This is a genomic window from Halorubrum sp. FL23, assembly GCF_052439115.2.
Taxonomy (GTDB): domain Archaea; phylum Halobacteriota; class Halobacteria; order Halobacteriales; family Haloferacaceae; genus Halorubrum; species Halorubrum persicum.
In genome coordinates, this window is the sequence record NZ_JBQVRO020000001.1 from 142,153 (window position 1) to 163,182 (window position 21,030).

25 protein-coding genes and 1 tRNA gene are annotated in these 21,030 nt (G+C 68.9%); 13 read left to right on the plus strand and 13 right to left on the minus strand.

All coding sequences use genetic code 11. The features are described 5' to 3' along the window. The first annotated feature begins 48 nt into the window (after positions 1 to 48). Together ACT4MF_RS00665 and ACT4MF_RS00670 are read left to right on the plus strand one after the other, a co-directional pair. Entirely contained in the window at positions 49 to 543 is a 495-nt protein-coding gene (locus ACT4MF_RS00665) for a phosphopantetheine adenylyltransferase (protein ID WP_444681453.1), read from the plus strand. Further along, positions 540 to 1,061 (plus strand): hypothetical protein, encoded by a 522-nt coding sequence (locus ACT4MF_RS00670; protein WP_099254927.1) that lies wholly within the window; start codon positions 540 to 542, stop codon positions 1,059 to 1,061. The genes ACT4MF_RS00665 and ACT4MF_RS00670 overlap by 4 nt, the downstream gene beginning before the upstream one ends. Before the next feature lie 9 nt (positions 1,062 to 1,070). Here the strand turns inward: ACT4MF_RS00670 and ACT4MF_RS00675 are convergent, their stop codons facing one another. The 5 genes from ACT4MF_RS00675 to ACT4MF_RS00695 all read right to left on the minus strand — a co-directional run bounded on the left by ACT4MF_RS00675 (position 1,071) and on the right by ACT4MF_RS00695 (position 4,203). Then, positions 1,071 to 2,513: an FAD-dependent oxidoreductase gene (locus tag ACT4MF_RS00675; protein ID WP_444681454.1), complete on the minus strand. Its 1,443-nt coding sequence runs from the start codon at positions 2,511 to 2,513 to the stop codon at positions 1,071 to 1,073. Positions 2,514 to 2,593: 80 nt separating this feature from the next. After that, the gene (locus ACT4MF_RS00680; protein ID WP_099254929.1) at positions 2,594 to 3,034 is read right to left on the minus strand and encodes an RNA-binding protein; all 441 of its coding nucleotides are present in this window, start codon (positions 3,032 to 3,034) and stop codon (positions 2,594 to 2,596) included. Positions 3,035 to 3,052: 18 nt separating this feature from the next. Next, positions 3,053 to 3,241, minus strand: a complete 189-nt coding sequence (locus ACT4MF_RS00685; protein ID WP_099254930.1) for a DUF1918 domain-containing protein — start codon at positions 3,239 to 3,241, stop codon at positions 3,053 to 3,055. 101 nt (positions 3,242 to 3,342) lie between these two features. Next, positions 3,343 to 3,924, minus strand: a complete 582-nt coding sequence (locus ACT4MF_RS00690; RefSeq protein ID WP_444681455.1) for a DUF7524 family protein — start codon at positions 3,922 to 3,924, stop codon at positions 3,343 to 3,345. An 84-nt stretch (positions 3,925 to 4,008) separates the two neighbouring features. Beyond that, complete coding sequence (locus ACT4MF_RS00695) at positions 4,009 to 4,203, minus strand: methytransferase partner Trm112 (protein ID WP_180271742.1); 195 nt, start codon at positions 4,201 to 4,203, stop codon at positions 4,009 to 4,011. Between the two features lie 133 nt (positions 4,204 to 4,336). On the opposite strand from ACT4MF_RS00695, the gene ACT4MF_RS00700 reads away from it, so the two are divergent. The 6 genes from ACT4MF_RS00700 (at position 4,337) to ACT4MF_RS00725 (ending at position 7,403) form a co-directional block, all read left to right on the plus strand. Beyond that, the gene (locus ACT4MF_RS00700; RefSeq protein WP_099254932.1) at positions 4,337 to 4,615 is read left to right on the plus strand and encodes a ribonuclease P protein component 4; all 279 of its coding nucleotides are present in this window, start codon (positions 4,337 to 4,339) and stop codon (positions 4,613 to 4,615) included. A 110-nt stretch (positions 4,616 to 4,725) separates the two neighbouring features. Then, positions 4,726 to 5,715 carry a class I SAM-dependent methyltransferase gene (locus ACT4MF_RS00705; RefSeq protein ID WP_444681456.1) on the plus strand — a complete coding sequence of 330 codons (990 nt, stop codon included), beginning with the start codon at positions 4,726 to 4,728 and terminating at the stop codon, positions 5,713 to 5,715. A gap of 156 nt (positions 5,716 to 5,871) precedes the next feature. Further along, on the plus strand, positions 5,872 to 6,093 hold the full coding sequence (locus ACT4MF_RS00710; RefSeq protein ID WP_099254934.1) for a hypothetical protein: 222 nt from the start codon (positions 5,872 to 5,874) through the stop codon (positions 6,091 to 6,093). Next, positions 6,080 to 6,466, plus strand: a complete 387-nt coding sequence (locus ACT4MF_RS00715) for a peptide ABC transporter ATP-binding protein (protein WP_444681457.1) — start codon at positions 6,080 to 6,082, stop codon at positions 6,464 to 6,466. The genes ACT4MF_RS00710 and ACT4MF_RS00715 overlap by 14 nt, the downstream gene beginning before the upstream one ends. Before the next feature lie 610 nt (positions 6,467 to 7,076). Next, positions 7,077 to 7,149: transfer RNA gene (locus ACT4MF_RS00720), tRNA-Thr, on the plus strand. Positions 7,150 to 7,271: 122 nt separating this feature from the next. After that, positions 7,272 to 7,403 (plus strand): rubrerythrin-like domain-containing protein, encoded by a 132-nt coding sequence (locus tag ACT4MF_RS00725; protein ID WP_444681458.1) that lies wholly within the window; start codon positions 7,272 to 7,274, stop codon positions 7,401 to 7,403. 8 nt (positions 7,404 to 7,411) lie between these two features. Here ACT4MF_RS00725 and ACT4MF_RS00730 read toward each other — a convergent pair whose 3' ends face one another. From ACT4MF_RS00730 to proS, 3 genes are all read right to left on the minus strand, one after another. After that, the gene (locus tag ACT4MF_RS00730) at positions 7,412 to 8,608 is read right to left on the minus strand and encodes a helix-turn-helix transcriptional regulator (RefSeq protein WP_444681459.1); all 1,197 of its coding nucleotides are present in this window, start codon (positions 8,606 to 8,608) and stop codon (positions 7,412 to 7,414) included. A 155-nt stretch (positions 8,609 to 8,763) separates the two neighbouring features. After that, positions 8,764 to 10,035, minus strand: a complete 1,272-nt coding sequence (locus ACT4MF_RS00735) for a hypothetical protein (protein ID WP_099254937.1) — start codon at positions 10,033 to 10,035, stop codon at positions 8,764 to 8,766. 104 nt (positions 10,036 to 10,139) lie between these two features. Beyond that, positions 10,140 to 11,615 carry a proline--tRNA ligase gene (proS, locus tag ACT4MF_RS00740; RefSeq protein WP_444681460.1) on the minus strand — a complete coding sequence of 492 codons (1,476 nt, stop codon included), beginning with the start codon at positions 11,613 to 11,615 and terminating at the stop codon, positions 10,140 to 10,142. Positions 11,616 to 11,745: 130 nt separating this feature from the next. On the opposite strand from proS, the gene ACT4MF_RS00745 reads away from it, so the two are divergent. Then, entirely contained in the window at positions 11,746 to 12,348 is a 603-nt protein-coding gene (locus tag ACT4MF_RS00745) for an NUDIX hydrolase (RefSeq protein ID WP_099254939.1), read from the plus strand. A gap of 24 nt (positions 12,349 to 12,372) precedes the next feature. Here the strand turns inward: ACT4MF_RS00745 and ACT4MF_RS00750 are convergent, their stop codons facing one another. Together ACT4MF_RS00750 and ACT4MF_RS00755 are read right to left on the minus strand one after the other, a co-directional pair. Then, the gene (locus ACT4MF_RS00750; RefSeq protein WP_099254940.1) at positions 12,373 to 12,900 is read right to left on the minus strand and encodes a DUF371 domain-containing protein; all 528 of its coding nucleotides are present in this window, start codon (positions 12,898 to 12,900) and stop codon (positions 12,373 to 12,375) included. A gap of 40 nt (positions 12,901 to 12,940) precedes the next feature. Continuing rightward, entirely contained in the window at positions 12,941 to 13,771 is an 831-nt protein-coding gene (locus ACT4MF_RS00755; protein WP_099254941.1) for an amidohydrolase family protein, read from the minus strand. A 28-nt stretch (positions 13,772 to 13,799) separates the two neighbouring features. Here ACT4MF_RS00755 and ACT4MF_RS00760 point away from each other — a divergent pair, with 28 nt between their 5' ends. Beyond that, positions 13,800 to 13,970 carry an N-acetyltransferase gene (locus ACT4MF_RS00760; protein WP_245851552.1) on the plus strand — a complete coding sequence of 57 codons (171 nt, stop codon included), beginning with the start codon at positions 13,800 to 13,802 and terminating at the stop codon, positions 13,968 to 13,970. A 39-nt stretch (positions 13,971 to 14,009) separates the two neighbouring features. On the opposite strand, the gene ACT4MF_RS00765 is transcribed toward ACT4MF_RS00760, so the two are convergent. Continuing rightward, entirely contained in the window at positions 14,010 to 15,197 is a 1,188-nt protein-coding gene (locus ACT4MF_RS00765) for a redox-regulated ATPase YchF (protein ID WP_099254942.1), read from the minus strand. A 97-nt stretch (positions 15,198 to 15,294) separates the two neighbouring features. Next, a complete protein-coding gene (locus ACT4MF_RS00770; protein ID WP_444681461.1) occupies positions 15,295 to 16,404 on the minus strand; it encodes an OBG GTPase family GTP-binding protein in 1,110 nt (369 codons plus the stop codon). Positions 16,405 to 16,615: 211 nt separating this feature from the next. Here ACT4MF_RS00770 and ACT4MF_RS00775 point away from each other — a divergent pair, with 211 nt between their 5' ends. Further along, the gene (locus ACT4MF_RS00775; RefSeq protein ID WP_444681462.1) at positions 16,616 to 16,816 is read left to right on the plus strand and encodes a VNG_1110C family protein; all 201 of its coding nucleotides are present in this window, start codon (positions 16,616 to 16,618) and stop codon (positions 16,814 to 16,816) included. A gap of 168 nt (positions 16,817 to 16,984) precedes the next feature. Here ACT4MF_RS00775 and ACT4MF_RS00780 read toward each other — a convergent pair whose 3' ends face one another. Then, entirely contained in the window at positions 16,985 to 17,437 is a 453-nt protein-coding gene (locus ACT4MF_RS00780; protein ID WP_444681463.1) for a hypothetical protein, read from the minus strand. A 273-nt stretch (positions 17,438 to 17,710) separates the two neighbouring features. Here ACT4MF_RS00780 and coxB point away from each other — a divergent pair, with 273 nt between their 5' ends. Next, entirely contained in the window at positions 17,711 to 18,499 is a 789-nt protein-coding gene (coxB, locus tag ACT4MF_RS00785) for a cytochrome c oxidase subunit II (RefSeq protein ID WP_099254946.1), read from the plus strand. Further along, positions 18,496 to 20,994, plus strand: coding sequence for a cbb3-type cytochrome c oxidase subunit I (locus ACT4MF_RS00790; RefSeq protein WP_444681464.1), 2,499 nt, complete (start codon positions 18,496 to 18,498; stop codon positions 20,992 to 20,994). Before coxB ends, ACT4MF_RS00790 begins: the two co-directional genes overlap by 4 nt. Positions 20,995 to 21,030: the final 36 nt, after the last annotated feature.

Genomic DNA, 21,030 nt, shown 5'->3' on the forward strand with positions numbered 1-21,030 from the left:
CGCTCCCGCTTCGAGACGTTTTAAGTCCCGTCCGCGCAATCAGTGTGCATGAACGTCGCGCTGGGTGGTACGTTCGATCCCGTTCACGACGGCCACCGGAAGCTGTTCGAACGGGCGTTCGAGCTGGGTGACGTGACCGTCGGACTCACGTCGGACGAGCTCGCGCCGAAGACCCGCCACGTCGAGCGGTACGTCCGCCCGTACGACCGGCGCAAGCGCGACCTCGAAGCCGAGCTGTCCGGGCTCGCCGACGAACACGACCGCGAGTTCGAGGTCCGCAAGCTGACGGATCCGACCGGCATCGCGGTCGAGCCCGAGTTCGACGCGCTGATCGTGTCCCCGGAGACGAGAGACGGCGGCGACCAGATCAACGAGATCCGCCGAGAGCGCGGCCACGACCCCCTCGAACTCGTCGTGGTCGACCACGTCCCGGCCGAGGACGGCGAACGCATCTCCTCGACCCGGATCGTCGCCGGCGAGATCGACGAACACGGCAACCTCACCCCCGAACGGGAGGGGCGGGGCGCGACTCGCCCGGAATGACGACGGACGACGGATCCGGGCGCCGCGCCGCCCGCGTCGCGCTCGGTGAGACGGGGTTCGAACGCGCCGCCGTCTGGAGCGCGGTCGGCTTCGCGGTCTCCTACGTCGCCTTCGACGCGGTCTCGATCGCCACCGCGGCGGCGGCCTCGCTCGGTGCGACGGGCGTCCCGCAGAGCCTCGCCGCTCCCGTCGCCGGGGGGATAGCGGTCCTGACCGCGATCGGCGTCGCCGCCTTCGCCGCGGTCGGCGGGGGCGTGCTCCCCGCGGCCCTCCTCGCGTACGGCCCCTTTGCAGCGGTCCTCCTGCGGACGGTCGGCCCGGCGCCGTACACGCTCCCGTTCGCCGACCCCGTCCCCTTCCTCGCAGCGCTGATCGAGCCGCTGGGCGTCGCCTCGGCAGGCGCGGTCGCGGTCGGCGCCGCCGGCTACGCGGTCGGGCGCGTCGTCAGCGGAATCGGCGACGGTCCGACCGGGAGCGATTCGTCCCCCGCCGACGGAAGCGCAGGCGCGGACGACTGAGTCGCACCGTCAGTCGTCGTCGAGCGCGCCGTTGAGCACCTTCGCAGCGACGAGGATCGGGTCCCACACCGGCGAGAACGGGGGCGCGTACGCGAGGTCCAACCGCTCGACCTCCGGAACGGTCATGTCCGCCTCCAGCGCGGTCGCGAGCGTGTCGATCCGGATCGCGGCGCGGTCGGGGCCGACGATGCTCCCGCCGATGAGCCGCCCCGTGTCGCGGTCGGCGACGAGCGTCACGTCGGTCGGCGCCGCGCCGGGGTAGTAGCCGGAGCGCGAGCCGGCAGTCACCGTCTCGCGGACCGGGTCGAACCCCGCTTCGCGGGCCGCCGCCGCGTCGATCAGACCGACTCGGCCCGCCTCCATGTCGAACGCCTTCACGGCCGCGGTGCTGGCGATCTCACCCACCGGCGAGGGGTCGCCGGCGACCGTGGCACCGACCGCTCGGCCGGCCCGGTTGGCGGTGAGCCCGAGCGGCATCCACGCCTCCTCGCCCGTGACGGCGTGGATCGCGGTCGCGCAGTCGCCCGCGGCGTACACGTCGGGGAGGCTGGTCCGGCCGTACTCGTCGGTGCGGATCGCGCCGCCGGCGCCCAGGTCGACTCCCGTCCCGTTGAGGAGTTCGGTGTTCGGTTGGATCCCGACGCCGACGACCGCGAAGTCGACCGGGAGCGTCTCCACACCGTCCGCGCCGTCGAAGGCGATGCCCTCGATCCGGTCGTCGCCGACGAGCCCGTCGACGGGGGCGTCCGTGCGGACCGTCACGCCCTTCTCCGTCAGTTCGGTCTCGACGCGCTCGCCGACGGCTTCGCCGAAGTCCGAGAGGAGGTGTCCGGAGCGGTGGAAGAGATGTACGTCGAGCCCGCGCCCGACGAGCGCCTCGGCCATCTCGATCCCGACGTAGCCGCCGCCGACGATCGCCGCCGTTTCGGGGGCGGGCATCGAGGCGTTGCGGTCGACGCGCTCGCGGTCGACCGCGCTCACGTCGGCGCGGGCGGGGTCGTAGGCCTCCGGCTCGGCGATGTACGCGTCGATCGCGGCCGCGGCGTCCATGCTGTGGAGCGTGAAGGCGCCGTCGAGCCCGCGCACGTCGAAGGCGCCGGTCGACGCGCGGCCGCCCGTGGCGACGAGCAGGTCGCCGTAGCTCTGTTCAAGAGTGTCGCCCGCGGCGGTCTCGACGGTGACCGTGTTCGCGTCCGGATCGACGCCGACGACCTCGTGGCCGCGCCGGAGGTCGATCCCGCGCTCGTCGACCTCGCTCGGCGAGAGCGAGAGGAGGTTCGACATGCGCTCGATGCGCCCCTCGATGAAGTACGGCATTCCGCAGTAGGCGTACGAGATCCATCGTCCCTTCTCGAAGACGACGACCTCGCGGTCGGGCGCTTCGCGGCGACACTTGCTGGCCGCGCTCAGCCCGGCGGCGTCCGCACCGACGACGACGAACGGGTCGCTCATGGACGGGTCGACGGTAGGCGATGATAAAAATCCACGCCGACGGGGCGACGGGGGAACTCGGCTACCTGTGAGGAGCCCGGCTACGTGTCGTCGTCCCGCAGTCGCGACAGCGTCTCTCGGGCGTTCTCGACGGCGGCCTCCTTCTTCGCCGGGTACGCCTCGACCTTCGCGCGGACGGTGACTCCGGGGCCGAGCCGGACCTCGCCGCGAAACGCGGCCTGCTTGTCGACGCGGAGGAACAGCGCGCAGTTGTCGTCGACCCGCTGGTCGAGCTCGTCGATCACGCGGTCGACCTCGTCGAGCTCGGAGAGTCGGTCGAGGACGTGACGCATTCCGTCGGCGTTCTCGATGCGAGCCGAGAGCACGGCGATCCGGTCGCCGTGGTGACCGACGTTCTCGACGCGGTCCAGCTCGACGTCTTCGGGGAGGAACGTCCGGAGGGCGTCCGCGACCCGCTTTTCGTCCTCGGTGGCGTACGCGAACGCCCGGAGGTCGACGTAGTGGAAGGGGACTTTGGCCATGCGGGTCGGGAAAAGGAGTTACTCCTCGCTCTCGACGGCGTCGAGGGCGTCCTCGGGGACGCCGGTCTCCTGCCCGTCCTCGAAGCTGACCGTGTAGGTCGCGTCGCCGAACATCGTCTCCATCACCTGCGTGATCGTGCCCGCCTCACCGTCGTAGTCGCTGTGTTTGTCGTGGAGGACGACCTCGTCTTCCTTCTCGAAGCTCATGCGCGATCGTTCCGCTGGCACGGTTAAAAGCGCCCGGATTCGCGGCGATCGGCGGGAGCGGTCGGCGGCGAGGAGAACGCCACACCACCCGCCCGCTCCCGTCACCACGCCGCCAGAAGCACCGTTCCGATCGACACCATCAGCACGACGGCGACGACCGCGGTGACGATCGCACTGTCGAGCGCGAGCGCGACGGCGACGCCCGCGGCCAGCGCGAGGAACGCGGCGATCGCCCCGGGAACGCCGCCGCGCTCGATCAGCCGGTCGACCGCGTTCGCCGCGCGCTGCGAGGGCGGGACCTCCGGCGGGCGCTCCGGGGGTTTCGTGAACGCATCGTCGACCACGACCTCCTCGGGGACGGTCTCTTCGGGCGGTTCGAGCCGAAGGTCCACGTACCGGGTCTCCGAGCCGTAGCCGGTGACGATCTTCAGCTTTCCCCGAACCGGCTCCGACGCGTCGTCGACGGAGACGTGGACGTGTTTCGTGGCCTCGTCGTCGACGAAGTGGTTCGTCTCAGTCACCGAAGCGACCCGGTCGAGGTCGTCGTCGAAGTGCAGGTGGACGTGCGTAGAGCGGCCCGCGTTCTCGAGCGCGACGGCGAACGGGCCGGTCGTTTCGAACCGAGCGGGCGCCCGGATCGAGTGGACCGCGTCCCCGTTCAGTTCGACGGAGAGTGTCGACACGCTCGGGTCGACGCACTCACACTAAAAAAAGATGCAGTACGGAACGGGCGGTCGGCAGCCGGGGACGGGAGCGGCGTCTGCGCCCTACGCCGTCGCCTCCTCGCGCATGTCCGGCGGGAGGAGGTTCGGGATGCCGTCCTCGATCGGGTAGGCCTCGCCGCACTCGGTGCAGGTGAGCGTCCCCGCGAGGATCTCCTCGCCGTCCCGATCGTCGACGTCGAGGTCCAAGTCGGCCTTGTCGAGCGGGCAGCAGACGACGTCCATCAGGGATTCCTTCATGGCGCGTCGTTCGCGCGGACCGATAAAAAAGCGTGCGGGTTGGGGAGCGCGGCGACGGGGCGCGTTCCAGTCGCGTCCGGAGCGACGCTCCTCGATGGCAACGACTTTGCCGGTCGGTCACCCCCGGCGAGGTATGGGGATCCCGTCGGAACGGATCGACCGGCTGTTGACGCTCGCCCGCGAAGCCGTCGTCGACGGCGAATACGACCGCGCGCGGGAGTACGTCGCGCTCGCGCGGCGGATCGCGGAGCGGAACCGCTGTGGCGTCCCGGCCGAGTTCTCCCGGAAGACCTGCGACGACTGCGGCGTCTACCTCCGACCGGGGAAGACGAGCCGGGTCCGGCTCCGACCCGGCCGGGTGGTCGTCCGCTGTCGCGAGTGCGGAGCGACCGCGCGATACCCGTTCGACTGATTCGGCCCGACCTCGCGAAGCGCCTCCGGCCCCGAAGCGTCCTCGGCCACCGAAGGGCCACCGACCGCCAAAGCGTCAGCGTTTATGGCCCCCCCCGCGTTCCCGCGACAATGAGCGTTCCCTGCGTCGCGGTCGAGCGCGAGCGCGGCGAGACGGTCCGCGAGCGGCTCGCCGACGCCGACGCCCTCGACGGCGACCACGAGATCGCGGTCGACGGCGACACGATCTACATCCCCGTCACGGACCCCGACGCGGCTCCCGCCGACCTCGCCGCGACGATCGTCGAGCGCGACGCCGCCGAGCGCGACCGTCCGCGGACACCCGCCTCGATCCTCGGCTACGAGCCCTCGCTGGAGCGGCTCGGCGACATCGTCATCGTCGACGAGGACGACGACGAACGCGCCCGCGAGATCGCCGAGGCGGTGATGGCCTCCGACGTGCCCTGCGAGACGGTGCTCAACCGGGCCTCCCCGATCGAGGGCGAACTGCGCGTCCGGCGCTGGGACGTGCTGGCGGGGAACGGCACCGAGACGGTCCACCGCGAGTACGGCCACGAGTTCCTGCTGGACGTGGCTGAGGTGTACTTCTCGCCGCGGCTCGCCACCGAGCGCCACCGCGTGATCGAGCAGGTCGGCTCCGACGAGACCGTCGTCGACATGTTCGCCGGCGTCGGGCCCTACGCCGTCCCGATGGCCGCCCGCGGAGCCGACGTAGTCGCCTGTGACCTCAACGAGCACGCGATCGAGTACCTCCGGGAGAACGCCGAGCGCAACGGGGTGGCGGACCGCGTGACCGCGATCGCCGGCGACGTGCGGGAGATCGCCGCCGACCACGCCGGGAGCGCCGACCGACTCGTGATGAACCTTCCGCACTCCGCCGACGAGTTCCTCGACGCCGCCGTCCGGCTGGCGGGCGACGACTGTGTCGTCCACTACTACGACATCCAACACGAGGACGACCCGTTCGGCCCCGGAACGCGGGCGATCCGCGCGGCCGCCGGCGATGCGTACGACGTGACCGTCGAGACCGAACACGTCGTCCGGTCGTACGCCCCCCACGAGTACAACGTGTGTCTAGATGTCAGGCTGACGCGAGCCTGAAGCGCGTCCCCGCCGGTGTGCACCCCACGTCGCCCACACCTGCGAACAGTCACCGAACACCTCGAGAATTCGTGCGTCGGTGGTCCGTAAGGAGTGGCACGGGCGTAGTTTTGCTAGAGTGACATCTTTATGGTACTGTAACCCGTGGTATCGTGTATGAGTGATAGTGCGGACCCCGAAGAGCGCATCGATGAGACGACGACGTGGCCGGACCTCGCCATCGGCCTCTACGATCGGCTGACGGGCCGCAACGCGGAGATCGTCTACGAGTTCGAGGAGATGACCGTCGATGTCCCGAGCGGCACCGGCGACGACGTCGAACACGCCAACTGGCGCCTCGACGGCACCGTTCGGGTCACGACCCGTGAACGAGACTGACGCGCGGGCACCGCTCTCAGTTACCACAGACGACCTGACGCTTACCGTCGAGGGCGTCGATCTCGACGTTCGATCGACTGGAGACCGCCTGTTCGTCGAGGTGCAGACGGTCCGCGACGCGATCCGGGTCGCTCGGAGCCTGCCGGACGACGCTGACGCCGGTGGCCTCGCCGCGTTGTTGACCGGGACGGACCTCACCGCCGAGATCCGTGTCCGGGGGCGAACCGTCGCGCTCGTCGGCGCCGACGCCCGCCCAGGAGCGGTCTCCCGCGAGCTCGGGACCGCGCCGGCGGAGGTTCGACTCGCTGGTGGGTTCGGAGCCGCGGTGAGCGGGCTCTCGGCGGTCGTGAGTGCGCTCCGGCGGCGCTTCTAGGAGGGGGGAACGCCTCGACGGACTCTCCGCCTGATTCGGACGCCCCGATCGCCGGCGACCGCTGGCGAGGTGGCGCGTCGGTATCGACAGCATGACCGCCGTCCCGACCCGCTGCCGGGTCGGGACGGCTACGGGCCCGTCACATGACAAGAGTCTACGGCCGTGAGGGGGTCGGGGCCAGAGGCGATTTCGCGCTTGGCACGTCGGAGACGTGAGCTACACGTCGGCCGTGTCGGATCACTGATAGTGGTGACAGTCGCGCCGGGTCGCGGTGGGGGTCGCGACCGGCGGGACGAGCGACGCCCGGTACGGGCTCCGACCGGGCAGACACCGTCGGGGGAGTTGATCCCCGCCATCACGGCACACGACCGGTGTGGTCACGTCTCAGATGAAGCCCGAACAAGTATATATGCTTTTTCCTTATATTCCTGTGACGATCGCTTACTGTGCACTGTGTTCCAACCGATAACCAGAGTATTTCAAAACGAACGCAAACTCTGGTTCGGTCGCGATCGACGGGCCGGAACCGGGAGATGTCGCGTGATCTCGCGGACCGTGGCGTCGCGGTTTCGGAACCCTTATTTTTCCGTTCGGGAATGGTAAGATGCGCGCCGGGGTAGCTCAGCTGGCAGAGCGATTCCTTCGTAAGGAATAGGTCGAGGGTTCAAATCCCTCCTCCGGCTTTCTGTCCGGTTCGCGTCTCTCGCCGAACCGATCGTTCGTTCACAGAGCGCCCGGTGCCTGATTATACTCTGTAAAGAATATTAGGGTTGTTTCTATGACACTCGGTATCGTATGTCATCATATGCGACCAGAATCAGAGGTGAGCGGTCAAGAACTGTACGAGTGTTTCAAATGCGGTGCGCGCTCGGAGACGAGCGGCACCTGTGAGTGCGGCGGCGACCTCCAACATCTCGGGCGGTCACGAGATCTGTAACGAGAGCGCTACTCCTCGTCGTCGTCGCGCTCGGTCTCCTCGCCGGCGTCCGCCGCCGCGTCGTAGTCGGGGAGCGAGAGAACGTTCTCCCGCCCGAGCCGGAACCCGTCGAGGTCGTCCTCGTCGCGGAGTCCCGTCACCACCTGGCTCGTCTTGGCGGCGGTCCAGTCGAGCTCCTCGGCGACCTGCTTCTGTTTCATCCGCCCGCCGTTGGCTTCGATGAGCCGGAGCACCTGCTCCTCGTTGCTCAACAGGTCGTCGTCGATCGGCGGCGCCGAGTCGGCGTCGGCCTCGCCTTCAGCCCCGCTCTCGTCGCGCTCGGTTCCATCCTCGGAGCCGTCGTCTCCGCCGGCATCGGTCGCGGCCGTCGCGGCCGCCGCGCCCTCGGAGGCCTCCGCGTCGTGCTCGTCGCCCGAATCGGTCGCCGCCGAGTCAGCCGTCGCGGTCGGCGCGTCCGACGAGCGTTCGGGCTCCGACCCGCCCCACGGTCGGCGCCGGTAGCCGACGACCGCGACGACCGCCGCGAGGAGTCCGACCGCGGCGAAGACGAACGGGCCGGCGGCGCGGCCCTCCGGCTCGATCGCCACGCGCGGCTGGCCTTCCGTGAAGTCGACCGGCCCCTGCCAGACGACCGCGCTGTCGCGGGTCTCGGTCGGCGTCGGCGACGCGTCGCCGAGCCGGTAGCCCTCCTCCCACGAGACGATGAGCGACGTGGTTTCGTCGAGGAACAGCGCGTCGATCGCGTCGCCGACGACGAGTCGGTCCCCGTCGACGGCCGCGAAGTTGCTCCACTCGAACCGGTACGTGAGCACGCCGTACGACTGCGGGAGTTCGCGCCGCTCGGCGGTCACCGTGACGTTCGTGACGTTCATCTCCCGGCCCGTCGCGTTCTCGGCGGTGGCGGCCGTCGCGCGCATGCGCTCGCCGAACCGCCCCGTGTACGCGTCCGGGTCCGACTCCACGTCCGTTCGGAGTTCCTCGAAGGCCTGCTCTTCGTCGTCGTTCGCGAGCCGGACGCGGTACTGCGTCTCCCAGACGGCGTCGCCGTCGGGTTCGACGGTGGCCTCGATCAGGATGTCGTCCGGGCTGACATCCATCTGTCCGAAGCCGCCGGCGGGGACACCGGCCCCGCTCTGTGCGGCTCCGATCGACGCGAAGCCCGCGCAGGCGACGACCGCGACGACGAGGAGCACCGTTCGCTGCACGGACGGATAGTTACGAGGCTCCGATAAATCGCTTCCCATCTCAGGAGTGCGGACGGTCGTGAGGCCGGCCCCCGCGCGATCCTCCGATTGGGCGCGGGTGACTGCCGATTCGCTCGCTCGCGGTCATCCCGCGGCGGGACCCGATCGACCCGCGCCTATCCATCGATACCGACGACGCGTCTGAGGAAGTCCGCCCCGTCCGTCAGCGGCCCGGCGAGACGCTCTGTGACCGGACCGACGGCGATCACGGTGTCGGTGCCGGAGTCCCGTCCGTTGCCGCCTGATCGGTCGCTGCCGTCAGCGCCGGGACCGTTCCCGGTACCGCCCGATCGGTCGCCGCCGTCAGCACTGGGACCGTCCCCGGTACCGCCCGATCGGTCGCCGCCGTCAGCGCCGGGGGTGCTCTCGCTCCCACTCGGTCCGTCCTCGCCGTCGCCGCCGTTAGCGCCGTCTCCGCCATCAGCGCCGTCTCCGCCATCAGCGCCGTCTCCGCCATCAGCGCCGTCCCCGCCGGGCGCGGACGGGTCGTCGCGCGGGCTCGTCGCGTTCCCGTCACCGCTTCCGACCCCCTGACCGGCGCCGCTGCGCCCGTTCGCGCCGTCTCCGTCCTCGCCCGTCGGATTCCGGACCGCATTCGTCGAGTCGTCGGTGGCGTTGCCGTCGGCGTCAGTCCCGTTGCCGCGGTCCCCCGGTCCGTTGCCGGCTCCCGGTCCGTCGCCTGGACCCGAACGGTCGTCAGCTCCCGGTCCGCCCCCGCGCTGGGGGCCCTCACCGGCGCCCGCGCCGTCCGGCGGACCGCGTCGGTCGGACGCCAGCGGACCGCCCACGCCGTTGCCGGCGACGCCGCGAGCGATGGCCGCGACCTCGGGGCCGCTCGCCTCGCTCGCCCGCTCGCGGAGCTCAGTGATCCGCTCCTCGTTGAGCCCGCGGTTCGCTCTCGCCGCCTCCGGGAGGTCGCGGGCGACAACGGCGCTCCGGTTCGCCTCGCGCTTGATCGTCTCGGCCCGAGCGCTCGTCTCCGCCATGCGGGCGGCGAACGCGCCCTGACTCAGCTCGCCGGCCTCGCGGCGGTCGCGGAGCTCCCGCTGGCGCCGCTCGATTTCGGACAACCGCTCCGCCGTTCCGTTCAGCCGCCCGGCGACCAGCGCGGCCCGCTCGTCGGGCGCCTCCGTCCGGTTGAGCGCGACCTCGAACGCGCGGGAATCGACCTCGCCCGAGATCTCGGCCTGCTGGACCCCGATCACGCCGGAGAACCGCTCTCCGGGGCTGATGTCGGTCCCGTTCGCCGTCTCGTTGCCCCCGTCCGTCCCGTTCGTCGCCACCGGGTCGTCCTGCGCGACTGCGGTCCCGACCGGACCGGCTGCGGCGAGTCCGGCCACGCCGACCAGCACGACCGCGACGGCGACGAGCGCGATCCTCCGATTCATTACCTGACGGTACGCGACGTATCCGTATATATACCCATCTCCGTTAAGCCGGATCAACGCGGATTAAACGCGAGACTGCGAGGGGGAGGCTCTCCCGCCCGGCGTCAGTACGACTTCGCGAAGTACGCCGTCCGCTCGGCGTCGTCGTCGCAGATCGCGCAGGTCTCGTCGTGGTCTCCCTCGGCGAGGGGGTCCTCCTCGTCGAACGGGACCATCACGATCTCGGCGGCCATCGGCTCCTTGATCGGCGCTTCGCAGTCCTCGTCGCCGCACCACGGCGCCTTCACGTAGCCGCCGTGCTGGCCCAGCGTACCGAGGATGTCGGCGCGGTCGTCGGCCTCCCGCACCTCGCCGTCGAGGGTCTCCTCGGCGGCGGCGTACAGCTTCGCGTACACCTCGTCGAAGTGGTCGTGGACCGTCTCGACGACCCCGTCGCGCTCCTCGACGACGCTCTCACCGTCGGGACGGTGGACGAGGGTGAGCTCGCCGTCCTCCACCTCGTGGGGACCGATCTCGATCCGGAGCGGGACGCCGTTGAGCTCGTGTTCGTTGAACTTGAAGCCGGGGTTGCGCTCGTCGCGGTCGTCAAGCTCGACGCGGATCCCCGCGTCGTCGAGGTCGTCGGCGACGCCCTGAGCGTACTCCAGCACGTCGTCTTTCGTGTCCTCCTGCCAGATCGGGACGACGACGACCTGCTCGGGGGCGACGCCGGGCGGGAGCACGAGCCCCTGCTCGTCGGAGTGCGTCATGATCAGCGCGCCGAGCGCGCGCCACGAGAGCCCCCACGAGGTGGTGTGAGCGAGCCGCTCTTCCTCGTCCTCGTCGGAGAAGGTGATGTCGAACGCCTCGGCGAACGACTGCCCGAGGTGGTGGGAGGTACCCGCCTGCACCGACTTCCCGTCGGGCATCAGCGCCTCGACGGTCGTGGTCGTCTCCGCGCCGGGGAACTTGTCGTGGTCGGGCTTTTGGCCCTTCAGCACGGGCATCGCCAGGAGGTCCTCGTAGACGGAGGCGTACTGGTCGAGCCGCGTCATCGTCTCCTCCCAGGCGTCTTCGGCGCTCGCGTGGGCTGTGTGGCCCTCCTGCCAGAGGAACTCCTTCGTGCGGAAGAACGGCTTCGTCTCCGTCGCCTCCCAGCGCACGACCGAGCACCACTGGTTCACGCGCAGCGGGAGGTCGCGGTGGCTCCGGACCCACTGGCTGATGTACGGGGTGATGATCGACTCGGAGGTCGGGCGGACCGCGAGCCGCTCGTCGAGCTCCTTGTTGCCCGCCTCGGTCACCCACGCGACCTCGGGGTCGAACCCTTCGACGATGTCCTTCTCCCGTTCGAGGTATGACTCGGGGATGAACATCGGGAAGTAGGCGTTCTGGACGCCCGTGTCCTTGAACTTCGCGTCGAGGAACCCCTGCAGTCGCTCCCACACGGCGTACGCGCGCGGACGGGTGACGATGAAGCCGCTCATCCCCTCGGGGCCGTAGTCCGCCAGCCCCGCCTTCTGTACGACCTCGGCGTACCACTCGCCGGTGTTGTGTGACTTGGACTCGGTGATCCCGAGCTCCTGGTCGTCGTCGCTCATTGTCCAGTGAAGGGTGGGTCGCGTGCTTAAAACGTCCGAAGCCGCGCGGCCGGGGGACGCCCTCGACGGGTCGTTTCAGACCGCCGGAACACGGAGAAACGTTAACCCCGCCCGAGCGCCTACGGCCGACATGGACCTGACGGGGCTCCGCCGACACACGCCCAACGAGGTGACCCGAGCGCGTCGCGAGGCGGCCGTGCTGGCACCGGTCATCAAGCGGGGCGGCGAGGCCCACATGCTGTTCACCAAGCGCGCGGCCCACCTTGGGAGACACCCCGGACAGATGAGCTTCCCCGGCGGCGGCCGCGAGCCGATCGACCGCACCCTGACGGACACCGCGCTCCGCGAGGCCAACGAGGAGGTCGGCATGCGGGCCGACGAGGTCGACGTCGTTGGGCGGCTCGACGACACCCGGACCTCCTCCGCCTACCGGATCCGCCCCTTCGTCGGAGTCGCGCCCGACCGCGAGTACGTCCCCGACGAGTCGGAGGTCGCCGAGGTGGCCGTGCTGCCCGTCAGCGGGCTGACCGACCCCGCGAACTACGAGACGGAGCGTCGCACGGGTCACCCGGAGTACGGCGATCACCGCATCCACTTCTTCCACGTCGACGGCTACACCGTCTGGGGCGCGACCGGCCAGATGGTCGTGCAGCTGCTGGAACGGACGACCGACTGGCGCGCGCCCGAGGAGGTCGATCGCGTGGTCGGCGCAGACGCGGAGCTTCCGATCTGAGACCGAGAGCGGCGTCCCGCCCGGTCAGTCGGCGGACTCGACTGCCAGCCGCAGCGCGACCGGCGCGCCCTCGGCGAGCGCGGCCACGAGGTCCCGGTCGAGATCCGCGGCGGCGCCGTCGCCGTCGACGAAGATCGTGCGCTCGTCGTCGGTGTAGTCGCTGGTCCGCCCGACCATCGACCGATCGTCGAGGAGCGTGAGGTCGGGGTCGCCGCGGCCGACGATCTCGTCGACGTGGGCGGGGGAATCGATGTCGACCGCGTCGTCGGTCGGCTCGCCGACGGCGACCGTCGCCGTGATCGTCGCGGTCGCGTCCCGACACGCGTCGCGGAACGCGGCGGAGAACTCGCGCGGCGTGCGGTCGGCCTCGACGCCGACGATGCAGTCGCCGGCGGGGGTGAGCCAGTCGTCGGTCGTGAGCTCGAGGGTGCTCGCGTGCTCGGCCGTGACGTGCTCGTGGCCGACGGCGCGGACGACCTCGACGAGAGCGTCGTCGCCGGGGTCGCCCGCGGACTCGGCGTCGTTCGGACCGGCGTTCTCGGCGTCGCTCATGCAACCTCGGTCCGCGACCCCGCGCCAAGTGCCCGTCGCTTCAGACGTCGGCCCCCTCGGCGAGCGCGGGGATCAGCCGGGCGGGGTTCTTCGCGAACACGCGGCGCATCAGATCCTCGGAGACGTCGAGGGTGAGCACCTCCATCACGCCGACGTTCGGATGCACGTCGGGCGCGCCGGAGCCGAAGAGGACGCGGTCGGGGTGTTCCAAAACTCCCCGCTCGAGCACCTCCCGATACCGCACGGCGCTTGTCTCGACGTACAGTCGGTCGTACTCCGCCAACAGGTCGAGGGTCTCGTTCATCAGGTCGGCGTCAAGGGGGTAGCCGCCGAAGCTGGCGAGCACGATCGATATGTCGTAGTCGAGCAGTTCGCGCTCGACCGCCGCGGGCGGGAACTCCGTGCCGGCGTGGACGATCACCGGGAGATCCGCGGCCTCCAGCCGGGTGAGCACGTCCTCGTTCGGGAGCCCGTCGACGTGCGGGACGAGGGTGAACCCGTGGAAGCGGTCGTCGTAGGAGTACTGCTCGACATCGTCCGGGCGCGCGTGGTGGTCGTCGCGCTCGGCGCGGAGGTTCCTGACCGCGGAAACGGGACCGCTTCCCGGATCTCGAGGGCCGTTGAGCCGCGCGAACGCGACGAACGGCCGGTCGATCGAGAGCCGCGCGACGGCGTTGTTCGCCCGGAGGTAGCTCTGTTCGGGCGCGCGCCGCCCCGGGCTCGCGACCGCGCGGACGACGCCGGCCTGCAGCATCTCACGTTCCAGCAGCTCGGGAGAGATGTCCCGCCCGTGGGTCGCTACCGACGACTCGTCGGGGTCGAGCGTCGCGCGGGTGTCGACGATCCGGAAGTCGTGCTCCAGCCCGAGCATCTACCGGCCAGTCTCGGGCGATCCGCATGTGCCTGTCGGTCGCACGGCGGTCGTCGAACGGGTCGAAGAGCTGGCCCGCGAGGCCGACCGTGACTCCCTCACCGCCTCCTGCGAGTGGCGCAACGACGGCGCGCGACGCTTCTACCGCGGCGCGGGCTTCGAGCCGAAGCCGGTGACGTACGCGCGACCGCCGGAGTGAGTCGGGGTCCGCCGACGGCGACACCCGCCGCAGCCCCGATTACGGCCCCGCGGTCGAGACGATCTTCACCACGTCGCCCTCCGAGAGCTCGTGCCCTTCGCCGATCCGGCGCGAGGAGCGGGCGTCGACCGCGTGGAGGTACCCCTCACCGATGTCGGTGTGGACCGCGTACGCCAGGTCGGGCGGCGTCGCGCCCGACGGGAGGAGAAACGCGTCCGGGAGGACGTTTCCGGTCCCGTCCGTCCACTTGGAGGCGTCCTGCACCGGGTAGACGGTGATCCGGTCGAGCAGGTCGTACACCGCCGCGTTCAGCGCGGTCTGGACCCCGGTGCCGCCGTGGTCAGTCATCGCGCCGCGGATCGCCTCTAACCCCTCGCGCTGGCCGTCCGAGACGTCGCCGACCACGTCGAACCCGTCGTCGCCCGGATCGTAGTCGACGACGCCGGCCTCAGCGGCGCGGCGCAGGCCGAGCTCCCCGTCGGCCGTGGCCGGCACCACCGGCTTGTCCGTCCCCTCGCGGAGCCGGTCGATCGCCCCCTCGGGCGCGGCGTCGACCTTGTTGGCGACGACGACGATGGGTTTGGTCCGGCGCCGGATCGCCCGCGCGAGGTCTTCGCGGTCGTCGTCGGTCCACTGCTTCGGGTCGTCGGGGTACTCCAGTCCGCGGAGGACCGCCGTCACGTCGTGTTCGGTGGCGCCGAACCCCGTGAGCAGATCGGTGACCGCCGCCTCGAGATCGAAGTCGGGCGAGCGCGACTGGCGCTCGACGCCCTCCCAGTTGCGGTCGACGATCCCCGCGAGCCACAGGTCCATCTCCTCCTCGATGAAGTCCACGTCGTCGAGGGGGTCGTGCGCGCCGACCGCCACGGGCTCGCCCTCCGCGTCGGTCGCCCCCGAGGCGTCGACGACGTTCAACACCACGTCCGCGTTCGTCAGCTCGTCGAGGAACTGGTTACCGAGGCCCTTCCCCTCGTGGGCGCCCGGAACGAGCCCGGCCACGTCGAGGAGTTCGACGGGGACGTACCGCTTCCCGGCCCGGCAGTTCTCGTTGCCGCAGCGCTCGTCGCGGTCGAGACAGGGGCACTCGGTGCGGACGTGAGTCACTCCGCGGTTGGCGTCGATCGTCGTGAACGGGTAGTTCGCCACGTCGACGTCGGCCATCGTGGCGGCGGTGTAGAAGGTGGACTTGCCGGCGTTCGGCTTGCCCGCCAGCGCGACCGTGATCATGGTGGTGCGTCGCGGCCGCGCGAAAAGCGCCTTTCGGTCGGGCCTCGCGGTGACCGACCGTGTCCGACCGAGCTCGGTTACTTCGGACCGAACCCGGTTACTTCCGCGCGACGATGCGGAGCACGTCCTCGTCGGCCAGTTCGTGTCCCTTGCCGACCTGCTGGTCGTCGTGTTTCGCGCTGGGGCCGGAGACGCGGGCGAACTTGAACCGGTCGTCGAACTCCCCGCCGATCTTCGCGCAGGCGTCGCCGACCGTGTCGCCCTCGAAGAGGACCAGCGGCTCCTCGTAGTCCACGCCGCGGCCCGGCTTGTCCATGTAGATCCGGATGAGACCGAGCTCCTCCCAGAGCCGCTCTTTGAGCCCGTCGAGCCCGCGCTCCTTCGCGGCGGAGATGAAGATCACGTCGTCGGGGTCGAGTCCGCGCTCGCGGAGCTCCGCCTCGACCGTCGGGAGGTACTCCTTGTCGATGAGGTCGGCCTTGTTGACGGTGACCATCGAGGGGAGGTACTCGCGGTTGTCCATCACGGCGTCGACCAGCTCGTCGATCGTGAGGTCGTGGGGGATCGTCACCTTGGCGTTGACGTAGCCGTACTCGCGGAGCACCTGTTTGACGGTGTTCTCGTCGAGGCTCACGTCGTCGCTCATCGTCACCCCGATCCCGTCCTTGTGGGTCTTCCGGATGTTGATGTTGGGCGGCTCCGTGTCGAGGCGGATGTTGGTGTTGTACAGCTCCTCGCTCAGCCGGTCGTACTGCTCGATCTCGAACACGGAGAGGACGTACACCACGAGGTCCGCGGTCCGGACGACGGAGAGCACCTCCTTGCCGCCCCCGCGTCCCCCCGCGGCGCCCTCGATCAGCCCCGGCACGTCGAGGATCTGAATGTTCGCGCCGCGGTACTGCAGCATGCCGGGGTTGACGTCGAGGGTCGTGAACTCGTAGGAGCCCACCTCGCTGTCGGCGTTGGTGAGGGCGTTGATCAGGGTGGACTTCCCCACGCTCGGGAACCCGACGAGCGCGACCGTGGCGTCCCCGTGTTTCTCGACCGCGTACCCGTGGCCGCCGCCGGCGGAGGACTGGTTCTCCAGTTTCTCCTTTTTCTCCGCGAGCTTCGCCTTCAGCCGCCCGATGTGTGCCTCGGTGGACTTGTTGTAGGGCGTCTCGGCGATCTCCTCGCGGAGGTCCTCGATCTCATCCTCCAGTCCCATTGACCTACAGTCGGCCGTTCGACTCGTTAAAGGTGTTCTTTCCGCCTCACGATCGCGTCGCCCGCCCTCGGTGGCGTGATTTTCGGCGGACGCCCTCACGCCCGGACCGCGACCGCCCCACGGCGACCGGATCCGCCGGCGGCGGGCCGGCGTCGATTCGGCAATCTTTCGACACGATTATACCGGTTTACTGCGACGGACGACACGTCGAATGCCCGATCCGTCGAGTCTCCGTGACAGCACGCAGATCGTCCTCCCGCGTCGCGCGCTCGACGGGCTGCGGGACGGCATCTGCGATCGGTTCACCGTGACGGTGGTCGAAGGCGACGACCACTACCGGATCATCGGGAGCCCCGTCGAGATCAAGGCCGCGAGCGACTTCCTCGCCCGGAACGGCGTCGCGGTCGCCTGATCACAGCGGTTCGTGACGGGCGCTTCGAGAAAGCAGACTCGAGAGAGCAGACTGTTCCGGCGGACGGCGGTCCGGCCCGAAGTCGGTCGTCCCCGTTCGGATCCGGGAGTCCCCGCTCGGATCCCGACCGCCGCCTGACCGGCTATCCGGAGAGTTCGGTCCGACCGGCTAGCCGAAGAGACCGATGAGCAGTTCGGCCGCGATGAGCACGAGAAACACGAGCCCCGACGCGAACGACCCGGCGGCGACGCCGTGGGCGTTGCCGAGGCCGCGACCGCGGGCGCCGAAGTAGGCGCCGAGGAAGACGAATCCGGTCAGCAGGATCCCGACGGCGACGTACACGAGGGTGAGGAGGCTGCCGGACAACCCTTCCGGCAGTCCGAAGTTCCCGACCGCGAGGAGCGCGACCGCGCCGATCCCGACGGTGATGGCGACGAAGGAGACGGCCCACGTCACCGGCTTTCGGGCGATATCGCCGAGGACGCCGGTTATCGCGTCGTACCTGCTGACTGACTCGGCACCGGGAGCGGTGCGTTTCCCGCCGATCTGTGCGACGGCGACGAAGGTGCCCACGACGAGCAGCCCCATCAGTGCCGTGCTCAAGAGCGTGAGTGAGACCATGGTGAGTTCGTTGTTAGGCGGTCCGTTCCCGCGTACAAATAGCCTTCGTATGTTCCGCCGATTCGTGTGTTTCGTCGAGCGACTCTCCAGCCCCCGTCTCGTCGACCCGTTCGATCACCCGGTCAAGCGTCCCGTCCCGACACGTCGTGACCGCGGGTCTCTTCCCCCGAGCACTGCCGTCCTTCCGACGGCCAAGCGGTTCGCCGCTCGGTCGGTTCACACAAGAGTTAACTGCGCCTTCGCTAAGGGACGTACAAGAGCAGAGAGACGAACATGATAGATTCACTCATCCTGCAACAGGGGAGCGACTGGCGCGCACAGGCGGAGGTCTTTGACGAGATCTTCTTCGTCTTCCTCGCGTTAGGGACCCTCATCGGAACCATCGTCGTCGCGTACACGCTGTGGAACGTGTACAAGTACCGCGACGACGGCGGCGAGCCGAAGGAGGACTTCGACGCGCCGGAGGTCGGCGAGCTCCCGACGGGACAGGGCGGTCCGAAAGCAAAGAAGCTCTTCCTATCGTTTGGGTTGAGCGCGATCGTGGTGATCAGTCTCGTTGTGTACGCGTACGGGATCCTCCTCTACGTCGAGGAGGGGCCCGACTCTCCCGAGGAGAACATCGAGATCATGGTCGAGGGGTACCAGTACGGCTGGGATTACGAGTACCCGAACGGTCACACCGAGAGTGGTGAGATGGTCGTTCCCGCCGACACGCGGATCGACATCACGGTGACCTCACGGGACGTGTGGCACAACTTCGGATCGTCGGAGCTACGGATAAAATCCGACGCCATTCCCGGAGACACCAACGAGAACTGGTTCTCTGTGAGCTCCGAAGAGGTCCAGGCGCAGGGCGGCGAGGCGACGTTCATGGTCGAGTGCTTCGAACTCTGCGGCCCCGGTCACTCGGCGATGAAGAGCCAGATCACCGTCATCCCCGAAGACGAGTGGGAGACGTGGTACGAGGGGACCGGCGGTAACTCCTCCAGCGTCGAGGGCGGCGTGACCGCCGACGGCGCCGCAAGCATTAACGCCGCCGCCATCGGAGGTGTGAGTGCATGAGCGAGCTTCCGCCGACGACCTCGGTCAAGCGCTGGTTCGTCACCACGAATCACAAGGACATCGGGATCCTGTACACGATCACCGCGCTGTTCTTCCTGCTGTTCGGGGGGGTGCTCGCGCTGCTGATCCGGATGCAGCTGTGGGACCCGACGAGCCAGATCCTCTCCGGGCTGGCGTACAACGAGGCCGTCACCGCACACGGGCTGATCATGGTGTTCTGGTTCCTCTCGCCGTTCGGATTCGGCTTCGCGAACTACTTCGTGCCGCTCCAGATCGGCGCTGACGACCTCGCGTTCCCGCGTCTGAACGCGCTCTCCTACTGGATGTACCTCTTCTCGGGCATCCTGCTGGGAATCAGCTTCTTCCAGGGCGGAACGCTCAGCGCCGGGTGGACGATGTACGCCCCGCTCAACATCCCGATGTATACGCCAAGCATCGGGTCGACCGGGGCGGTGCTCGCGCTGTTCATGTTCGTCGTCGGCATCACGGCGTCGACGGTGAACTTCCTCACGTCCATTCACCACTCGCGCGCTGAAGGGATGGGGATCATGGACATGCCGATGTTCACCTGGTCCATCCTCGCGACGGTGTGGATGATGCTGTTCGCGTTCGCGGCGCTGCTGGCGGTCGGACTCATCCTCGCGTCCGACCGCGTGCTCGGGAGTGTGTACTTCTCCGCGACCGAAGGGGGATCCCTGCTGTGGGGCCACCTCTTCTGGTTCTTCGGTCACCCCGAGGTGTACATCGTCTTCTTCCCGGCGCTCGGCGTGATGTTGGAGCTGTTCCAGACGTTCTCCGGGCGGCGGCTCGTCGGCCGGAAGTGGGTGATCATCTCCATCTGTCTGATCTCGGTCCAGTCGTTCCTCGTCTGGATGCACCACATGTTCCTGACGACGATCAACCTCGAGATCAAGACGCTCATGATGGCGACCACCATCGGGATCTCGCTACCGTTCGACCTCGTGGTGTTCTCGCTGATCTACACGCTGATCAAGGGTCGCATCCAGTTCACGACGCCGTTCCTCTTCGCGTTCGGGGCGCTGCTGCTGTTCATCCTCGGCGGCATCACCGGGGTGTTCCTCGGCGCGATCGTGCTCGACTACGAGTTCCGCGGCACCTACTGGGTGGTCGCGCACTTCCACTACGTGATGTTCGGCGGTGCGACGGCGCTGTTCGGCGGGGCCTACTACTGGTTCCCGAAAGTGACCGGGAAGATGTACGACGAGCTGCTCGGGAAGATCCACTTCGTGATCTTCTTCATCAGCTTCAACATGGTCTACTTCTCCATGTTCCTCGGCTGGGAGACCCCCCGCCGGGTGTTCGAGTACAACCCCGAGTTCCAGATCTACCATCAGTTCGGGACGATCGGCGCGTTCGTGCTCGGACTGTCCTTCTTCATCATGTTCTACAACTTCGCGAAGTCCTACGTCTCCGGCGAGCCCGCCGGGGACAACCCGTGGGACTACTCGCGGACCGCGGAGTGGGCGGTCTCCTCGCCCCCGCCGCTGGAGAACTGGCCCAACCGCCCCTCGTACGCCTCGGGCAAGCTGGAGTTCGTGAAGGATTACGTGCCTGACGGCGGCCCGGCGGTGAAGGCCGACGCCGAGGGCAACGCCGCGACGGACGGCGGCGACAGCCACGAAGAGCACATCTCGGAGTACCCGTACTGGGACAAACACCCGAGCCACGCGAGCATCTGGCCGTTCGCGATCTCGCTGGCGCTCGGGACCGTGCTGCTCGGCCTCTCCGGGTTCAGCGAGTCGCTGTCGTTCGTCCTCGGCGACTCGATAGCGAGCACCACGCTCAACGTCTCGAACCCCGTGTACCCGATACTCGTCGTCGTCGGACTGGTCGGAATGGTCTGGTCCGGCGTGAAGTGGGGGCTGCAGGACTTCTACGCCCCGCCGAACGAGTTCGCCGAGCGGTGGCCCTTCGAGGGCGTCGAGAAGGTGAAGCTGGGGATGTGGTTCTTCCTCGCGTCGGACGTGATCGTCTTCGGCGCGTTCCTCTCCGCGGCCATCTTCGTCCGGTACAACGCCGGCTGGATGACGTGGGAGCCGCTGACGGAGTCCCTCCCCGGCCTCATCAACACGTTCGTGCTGATCACCTCGTCGTTCACCGTGATCCTCGCGCTGGTGGCGGCTCACCGTAAGAGCCGGCAGGGGCTCCTCGCCTCGCTCGGCGCGACGATCGCGTTCGGCTTCGTGTTCCTCGCGATCAAGCTGTGGGAGTGGAACCACGAGATCTTCGACCGCGGCGTGACGATCAACGCCAACGCCCACGGCGATCCGGTCCAAGCGTCGATCTACTACGTGACGACGGGGCTCCACGGGATCCACGTGGTGATCGGCCTCCTGATCGCCATCTACCTGTTCGTCCGGGCGTATCAGGGCCACTACCTGGACGACGAGCGGCCGATCGAGTACTTCGGCCTCTACTGGCACTTCGTCGACATCGTCTGGGTGTTCATCTTCCCGCTGTTCTACCTCTTCTGAGGGGACGGCGGACGCCACGGCCCGGCTTTTTTCGAC